This is a genomic window from Corallococcus llansteffanensis (assembly GCF_003612055.1).
In the GTDB taxonomy this organism is placed as follows: domain Bacteria; phylum Myxococcota; class Myxococcia; order Myxococcales; family Myxococcaceae; genus Corallococcus; species Corallococcus llansteffanensis.
Window position 1 is genome coordinate 1 of the sequence record NZ_RAWB01000489.1, and the last position, 7,493, is coordinate 7,493.

The window sequence follows — 7,493 nt, forward strand, 5'->3', positions numbered from 1 at the left end:
CCACGCGCAGCGCCCCACGTCCCTGCGCCACGACGCCGCGGAGGCCATCCTGCTGGGCCTGTGGGCCGCGCTGGAGGTGGGCTGGCTCGCCCAGGTGCCCGCGGAGGTGCGGCGCTAGAGCGCGCCCCAGCCCCGGGGACTACTTCACCGACAGGCACGCCACCGGCTGCGCGATGGCGTTGCGCGCGCGCTCCTCGCTCACCAGCGCGTACCCCGCGAGGTCCTGCAACAGCATGTCGCGGTTCTGCCGGATGAGGCCCGCGTTCTTGCACGCCTTCAGGTCGCTGTAATAGCCGTAGGGCGGCAGCGCGAGCTGGAGCTCCGCCAGCTCCGACAGCTGCAGCTCCCCCAGGTCGCGGCCGAAGAGCTTGCGCGCCGCGTCCTCCACGCCGATGACGCCGCGCTCGAAGCGCAGGGTGGACAGCTCGTAGGCGATGAGCTGGTCCTTCTGGAAGAAGGCGTGCAGCCGGTGCGCCGCCACCGACAGCGCCAGCGTGCCCTCGATGCCAATCTCCCGCGCGATGCGCATCGCGAGCCGCCGCTCACAGGCCCCGTCGCCCGGAGGCGAGCTGCCCATCGTCACGCCGACGAACAGGCGCCAGGCCCAGGCCCGCCCGTCCTCGCGCGGCGTCTGGAAGTAGGTGGGGCAGTCCATCTGCCGGATGTAGAGCGCCACCAAGTCCTTGGGCATCCGCGAGAAGTCGGGCCGCGTGAAGGCCACCGACGAGCGGTCCTTCCGGCCCTGGTCCATGCGGCCGGCCAGGATGCTCATCCGGTCGCCTTCGATGCGGTGGCGCAGCTGGCTCTCGACGTCGAATTCGCTCTCCAGACGCGGCAGCTTGCTGGCCGTGTACAGGTACGTGAGCGGAATCACCACGCCGGCCAGGCCGACCAGGAACATGACAAGCCAGAACACGGTCTTCACGCGCGCGACTCTACCAGGGTGGGCACGTGTCAGGAGGACCGGTTAGAAAGCCCCCATGAGCGACTGGCACACCGCCACCGTCACCGCCCGCGCCCCCGCCGCGGATGGCCTCACCGACCTGGTGCTCGACATTGGCGACGGTCCCCTCGTGGGCACCCATGCGCACCCCGGGCAGTACGTGCGCCTGCGCCTCCCCGGTCAGCCGCCGGGCATCTTCGCCATCGCCTCGCCGCCCGCCCCCCACGGCACGCAGTGGGAGTTCCTCCTCAAGGACGACGGCGCGCTGCCCTCCGCGCTCCTGCACCTGCCCACGGGCACGCTCGTGGAGGTGACCCGTCCGGAGGGCCCCGGCTTCCCCATGGAGAAGGCGCGCGGCCACGACCTGCTGCTGTTCGCCAGCGGCTCCGGCATCTCCGCCATCCGCCCCGTCATCGCCAGCGTGCACCAGGAGCGCGCGGCCTACGGCCGGGTGACGCTGTACTTCGGCGCGCGCACCCCGGGCAGCTTCGCGTACGCGGGCGAGCTGGAGCGGTGGCAGGCGGGCGACATGCGCGTGGTGCGCACCGTGAGCCAGCCCGGCGCCAGCGGCTGGCAGGGCCTCACCGGCTACGTGCAGGCGCACCTGGGCGAGGAGCCGCTGGAGAACGCCGTCGCCTTCGTGTGCGGCCCCGCGGAGATGGTGCAGGGCGTGATGGAGCACCTGCGCCAGCGCGGCGTGCCGCGGAGCGCCGTGTTCCTCAACTACTGAGCCGACGGAGCCTGGGCCCCGCGCGCCTCCACGGCGGGCGACGCATAGCGCACGCCGACCAGCACCGCCGCCGGGTCGCTCTCCTGGCTGCCGGTGGCCTTCTGCGGCGTCCACGCGGCCACGCCCACGCGGCGCCCGTCCGGGGCGAAGCGCACGCGCCGCACGGACCAGCCGAACTCCAGCTCGCCCCGCGGCTGCGGCTCGCCTTCCGTGAAGAGGTACACGCGCTTGTCCCAGCCGCCCGACGCCAGCGAGCGGCCATCCGGGGAGATGGCCGCGGAGGCCACCACGCCGTGGTGCACCTCCCACTTGCGAAGCACCTTTCCGGAGCCCGCGTCCACCAGCGCGCCCGCGTTCCACGGGCCCTGTGGCTCCTCGATGCCCTTGCGCTCGCGCTCGTACACCTTGCGGTTGCGCTCCGCGGGCTCCTCGCTGAAGGCCACACCCAGGCGCTGGCCGCGCGCGTCCACGGTGACGTCGTTGACGTGCGCCGGGAAGGTGAAGTCCGAGCGCGGCTTCAGCCCCCGCGCCACCACCGGGGCCGTGCCTTCCGGCGCGCCACCCTTGAGCGTGAGGATGGCCTCCGCCGTCGTCTCGTCGAAGACCGTGTCCACGCGCTCGCTGAAGGGCACGCCCAGCAGGCCCTGGCTGCCCTGCGGCACGCACGCGTCACACACCGCGACGTCCAGGCCCGACAGCGTGAGCGCCTTGAAGCGCAGCGTGCGTCCCCGCGCCAGCCGCGCCACCGTGGTGCCCAGCGCGCCGGGCACGGTGACGGTGTCCTTCAGGAACGCCACGTCGATGCCGGACGCCGTCGCCGCCGCCGTGGTCAGCACCACCACCGGCGAGCGCGAGTCCAGCGCCAGCACCACCGGCGGCCCGCCATCCACGCTGCCCTGCACCACCGCGAAGCCGCTCCGCCGCTCGAAGTGCGTGCGCGCCACGTCCGGCGTGAAGGACTGCTCCGGCGTGTCCGACGCGCGCACGTGGCCGTCCCAGCCGCCCGAGTACAGCGTCCCGTCCGGCCCGAACGACAGCGCGCTCACCGGCCCCGCGTGCAGCCGCGCCTCCGCGCCGAACGCGAGCCCCGGCGCCGACAGCACCGACACCAGCCCCTGCGCGCTGCCCACCGCCAGCCAGCGGCCATCCGGGTGGAAGGCCACCGACACCAGCGGCTCCTCGGTGGCGAGCGCGCCCTTGCGAGCGCCCGTCGCCGCGTCGAACAGCTGCACCGCGCCGCTGCGGCTCACCGTGGCCACCAGCGCGCCGTCCGGCGAGAAGGCCACGCCCTCCAGGTCGAACTGCTGCGCGTTGACCTCCGGATCCGCCAGGAGCACCGGCGCCTCCGCGGGCTTCGCGGCCCCGGCGTCCAGGCCCCATACGGAGACGTGGTACGCCTTGAGGCCCAGGCGCGTGTACGCGACGCGTCCGCCCCGGGGCGCGAAGTCCAGCGCCCAGATGAAGTCCTTGCGGTTGAGGACGGTGGGCGCCCCGTCGAAGCCCGCCACGGGGCCGGAGAGGTAGCCCCCCGGCGTCGACGACAGCCGCGTCAGCGTGTCCGGCGTGAGGCCCGTGGGGCCATGCGCGCAGCCCGTGAGGCCCAGCACGCCCGCGAGGAGGAAGCCCCCGGCGCGAGGGCTCATGAACCCGAGCCGCGGACGGCGGCCTTCTCCTTGTCGACGTTGATCTCGTTGACGCCCTTGTTGTCCACCGACAGCAGGAACAGCTGCTTGTCCGCTTCCCGCTTGTCGTTGAACGAGGTGCGGCCGGTGGCGCCGTCGAAGTCCTTCAGGCCCGCCATGGCCTCGCGCATCGCCGCGCGCGTGTTGGGCCGCTGCTTGTCCAGCACCTGGCGCACCATGCGCGCCGAGTCGTAGCCGATGGCCTCCAGCAGGCCGGGGTCGCGCCCGCCTTCCTTGTACGCGTCGCGGTAGGACTTCACGAACTTCTGCGTGGCCGGCCGCTGCGAGTCCACGAAGAAGCCGTCCACGTACACCGAGCAGGTGACGAACTTGCCGCCGCGCTCCAGGAGCTCCGGCAGGCCCGAGCGGCCCTTGGGGCTGCTCCACTGGTTGGTGCCGAAGAGCGTGACGGTCTTCAGCTCCTTCTTGCCCGTCGTCTTGCGGATGCGCTCCAGGTCGCGCGGGTCGCACGCGTTGGTGACGATGTCCTCCACCGCGAGCGCGGGCGTCACCAGGCTCACCCGGCGCCAGTCGTCCGGGATGAAGAGGCCCTCGAAGTCGATGATGGGGTCCACGCCGGAGCGGGCCTTCTCCATCGCCTTGCGGCGGCGGTACGCGTCCGTGATGTTCTCACCCTGCACGTCGCGCACGGCCTCCGCGTAGTCGCCGCGGTCCTCCAGGTAGTAGCGGCCCACCAGGCGCTTGGCCTCGCTGGTGAACGTGGTCTGGTCGTGCGTGTACGCCTCCGCGCCGCGCACCGCGCCGCCGCGCGCCACCACTTCGTCCCAGAACTCGTTCGCCAGCTCCACGCCGTAGGGGATGTTCGGGTAGAGCACCGCGAACTTCTTGTAGCCCTTCACGTTCATCGCGTAGTCCGCGATGGCGCGCGCCTGCGCGGAGTTCGTCAGCATGTTGCGGAAGACGTACGGGCCAATGTCCGTGATGCCCTCCTGACGGCTCAGCGTCAGCAGCGGCACCTGGAGCTCCTCCGCCAGCAGCGCGGCGCGCTTGGTGTCGTCCACCAGCAGCGGTCCCAGCGCCGCGATGGCGCCGTCGTCGAACGCGAGCTGCTCCATCGCCTGGCCCGTCTTGTTGACGTCACCCTGCGTGTCCTTCACCACGAGCTCGATGTCGCTGCCCTGCAGGCCCAGCTTCACGCCGCGCAGCACCGCCTCGCCGATGGGCTGGTAGCGGCCCGTCATGGGCAGGAGCACCGCCACGGTGCGCGGGCGCACCTCCACGCGGCGGGTGGCGCGCGCCAGGAGCTCCTTCGCCTGCGGCGCGAAGCTGCTGTCCGGGGCGTCGCGCAGGAAGCGCTGGAGCGTCTCCTCCAGGCGGGTCCAGTCGCGCAGGTGGTAGTAGATGCGCGCCAGCTTGAACTGGAGCACCGGCCACGCGGGGTTGGAGGGGGACAGGCCCTCCTGCGCGCGCGCGACGTCGAGGAAGTCCGCGCGGCCCTCCACCAGCTTCTCCACCTTCGCCACTGCGGCGGCCTTGTCCTCGGGCGTCTGGGCGTCGCCGGCTTCCTTCACCGCCGTGGACAGCGCCTGCGAGTACAGCCCCGCGCCCTCCGCCGCGCGCGCGGCCTCCTTCAGGAGCTGGTCCTTCTGCGCGCCCTCCGCGCGCTCGGCCAGGCTGGTGAGGGTCTGGTACGCGTCGCGGTAGGCGCCCACCTCCATCGCGGAGAGGGCCATCTTGTGCTTGGCGTCCTCGGCCTGGTCGTAGAGGGGGTTCTCGAAGATGAGCTCGTTGAAGGTCTTGCGCGCGTTGGCGTAGTCCTTCGCCTCGAAGAAGAGGACACCCGCGTTGTAGAGCGCGTCCTGGCCGGCGGTGGTGGCCGGGTACGCCTTGCGCACGGCGAGGTACGCCTCCGCGGCCTTCTTCTTGTCCGGGTTGGCCTGGGACTCGGCGCGGGCCTGGGCGAGCGCGGCGTCAGCGGTCGCGTCCGACTTCACCTCCACGCGGGGGCGGCCGGAGGGCTCGCCCACGGGGTTATCCCGGCCATCCGTCTGGGAGGGCGCCTTGGGACAGGCGGTCAACGTCAGGGCCAGCGCGGCGACGAGCGCGCGGCGCGATGCGGAGAGGACTTCCATGGCGGGGTGCATAGCAGCGCGGGTGAGGCTCCGTCGACACTTGAGCGGGGGGATGATTCCCCTGGAACGTCCGCTTCAGTGCACCCCGCATGCCCGCGCGCGTTACCCGGGGTCTCCCGAGGGGAAACCCCGTGCGCCCACCCCGCCCGTGGCCTCCGAACCGCACCATGCGCGGCCCGGAACGCACGCCTGCCGGACGGCCTAGCCGAAGAGTTCCTTCACCTTGTCGAAGAAGGTCTTCGACTGGGGATGGGTCTCCTCGCCGGACACCTCCGCGAAGCGCTCCAGCAGCTCGCGCTGCTTCGAGGACAGCTCCGTGGGCGTCTCGATGATGACGCGCACGTGCTGGTCTCCACGCTGCTGGCTGTGCAGGTGCGGGATGCCCTTGCCGCGCAGGCGGAACACCTTGCCGGACTGGGTGCCCTGCGGAATGGTCATCTTCACCTTGCCGTCCAACGTCGGCACGTCGATCTTCGCGCCCAGCGCCGCCTGCGTGAAGGACACCGGCACCTCGCAGAAGACCTCGTACTCCTCGCGCTGGAACAGCGGGTGCTCGCGCACGATGACCGTCACGTACAGGTCACCCGGCGGGCCGCCCCGGTCGCCCGGCTCACCCATGCCGCCCAGCCGCACGCGCGTGCCGTTGTCCACGCCGCCCGGGATGGCGACCTCGATGACCTCTTCCGAAGGGATCTTCCCCGAGCCCCGGCACTTCGGGCACGGATCCGGGATGGTCGCGCCCGTGCCGCCGCAGTCGCTGCAGGGCCGGGACACCGCGAAGAAGCCCTGCGTGTAGCGCAGCTCCCCGCTGCCGCCGCACGCCGCGCACTGCCGGGGCGCCGCGCCGCTCTTGCTGCCGGAGCCGGTGCAGGTGTCGCACTTCTTGGGACGGGGGATGGTGACCTTCGGACGGCAGCCGAACGCCGCCTCCTCGAAGGAGATCTCCAGGTTGTAGCGCAGGTCCGCGCCCCGGCTCGTCTGCCGCCGACCCCGGCCGCCCGCACCCCCGAAGATGTCTCCGAAGATCTCTCCGAAGATGTCGTTGATGTTGACGCCCTGGAAGCCGCCGCCCGCATCCCCGAAGGGGTTGCCCGCGTGGCCGAAGCGGTCGTACTTCTGGCGGCGCTCCGGATCGCTCAGGACCTCGTAGGCCTCCGAGGCCTCCTTGAACTTGTCCTCGGCTTCCGCGTTCCCGGGGTTCCGGTCCGGGTGGTACTGCAACGCGACCTTGCGGAACGCGCTCTTCAGGTCCTGCGCCGTAACGGTCTTCTGGACGCCCAGGACCTCGTAGTAGTCGCGCTTCTGCCCTGTGGCCGCTGCCATCGAATCGAACCCCTGGAAATTGCTGGCGTTTCTACGCTGCGTGGGAATTGCGAGTCACTATAACGCAGCGAAACACGCCAGCAATCCAGGCCCGGAACCGATGCCCGCGCTCCGACGGAGCTCCGACGAAGCGGCGGTGGCTACACCGTCCAGACGCGGTTGACCGTCAGCTCCATGCGGGAGAGGCGGCGCTTGAGGGCCGGGTCGACGGGTCCCTGGGAGGACCACTTGGGCACCACGAAGTGCAGCTCCGCGTTGTAGAGCTTGGCGGCGCTCGCCAGCAGGCTCCAGCGGTTCTCCGCGGTGGGATCATCCACCATGCCCGGCGTGACGATCTCCAGGATGATGGGCGTCCGCGCCGAGTCGGACTGACGGCACGTGAAGTCCGGCCGGTGATCCTCGATGGTGCCGGAGAGCACGGGCGGCGGCATGAAGCCCGGCAGCCGGGCCTTGATGTCGGAGTAACCGATGGTCCGGAAGTACTCGGCCATCAACCAGAGCAGACGGCGACGCTCTTCGTCATCCACGACCGACTCGCAGCCGGGGTTGAACAGGACTTCTTTTTCGGAGTTGGTTTCCATGGCGCCTCTCAAGCTGTCCGCATGTGTGGGATGCGGCAACGCAGCCGGGCACAGGCGCCCCCTGACCGGCCGTGGAGCAGGCGGGCAGGCACGTCCGCCGCCCCCTCCCTTTCACTTGGACGCCACCGTCAGCTCGGTGAC

At 71.4% G+C, this 7,493-nt stretch carries 6 protein-coding genes; 1 reads left to right on the plus strand and 5 read right to left on the minus strand.

The window, feature by feature from the left end:
* Positions 1 to 139 precede the first annotated feature (139 nt).
* The gene (locus tag D7V93_RS32840) at positions 140 to 925 is read right to left on the minus strand and encodes a transglycosylase domain-containing protein (RefSeq protein WP_120647140.1); all 786 of its coding nucleotides are present in this window, start codon (positions 923 to 925) and stop codon (positions 140 to 142) included.
* 55 nt (positions 926 to 980) lie between these two features.
* Here D7V93_RS32840 and D7V93_RS32845 point away from each other — a divergent pair, with 55 nt between their 5' ends.
* Positions 981 to 1,673, plus strand: a complete 693-nt coding sequence (locus D7V93_RS32845; RefSeq protein ID WP_120647141.1) for a ferredoxin reductase domain-containing protein — start codon at positions 981 to 983, stop codon at positions 1,671 to 1,673.
* Here D7V93_RS32845 and D7V93_RS32850 read toward each other — a convergent pair.
* From D7V93_RS32850 to D7V93_RS32865, 4 genes are all read right to left on the minus strand, one after another.
* The gene (locus D7V93_RS32850) at positions 1,667 to 3,316 is read right to left on the minus strand and encodes an aspartyl protease family protein (RefSeq protein ID WP_120647142.1); all 1,650 of its coding nucleotides are present in this window, start codon (positions 3,314 to 3,316) and stop codon (positions 1,667 to 1,669) included. The two genes, D7V93_RS32845 and D7V93_RS32850, sit on opposite strands and share 7 nt — an antisense overlap.
* On the minus strand, positions 3,313 to 5,448 hold the full coding sequence (locus D7V93_RS32855) for a penicillin-binding protein activator (protein ID WP_244237661.1): 2,136 nt from the start codon (positions 5,446 to 5,448) through the stop codon (positions 3,313 to 3,315). Before D7V93_RS32855 ends, D7V93_RS32850 begins: the two co-directional genes overlap by 4 nt.
* 201 nt (positions 5,449 to 5,649) lie before the next feature.
* Positions 5,650 to 6,771, minus strand: coding sequence for a molecular chaperone DnaJ (gene dnaJ / locus D7V93_RS32860; RefSeq protein ID WP_120647144.1), 1,122 nt, complete (start codon positions 6,769 to 6,771; stop codon positions 5,650 to 5,652).
* A 140-nt stretch (positions 6,772 to 6,911) separates the two neighbouring features.
* Positions 6,912 to 7,352 (minus strand): hypothetical protein, encoded by a 441-nt coding sequence (locus D7V93_RS32865; protein ID WP_120534847.1) that lies wholly within the window; start codon positions 7,350 to 7,352, stop codon positions 6,912 to 6,914.
* Positions 7,353 to 7,493 lie beyond the last annotated feature (141 nt).

What these genes read in the sequence shown, in the direction of transcription:
- D7V93_RS32845 (WP_120647141.1), top strand. Translation starts at nt 981, where the DNA reads ATGAGCGACTGGCACACCGCCACCGTCACCGCCCGCGCCCCCGCCGCG.
- D7V93_RS32850 (WP_120647142.1), bottom strand. Translation starts at nt 3,316, where the DNA reads ATGAGCCCTCGCGCCGGGGGCTTCCTCCTCGCGGGCGTGCTGGGCCTC.
- D7V93_RS32855 (WP_244237661.1), bottom strand. Translation starts at nt 5,448, where the DNA reads ATGGAAGTCCTCTCCGCATCGCGCCGCGCGCTCGTCGCCGCGCTGGCC.
- dnaJ (WP_120647144.1), bottom strand. Translation starts at nt 6,771, where the DNA reads ATGGCAGCGGCCACAGGGCAGAAGCGCGACTACTACGAGGTCCTGGGC.
- D7V93_RS32865 (WP_120534847.1), bottom strand. Translation starts at nt 7,352, where the DNA reads ATGGAAACCAACTCCGAAAAAGAAGTCCTGTTCAACCCCGGCTGCGAG.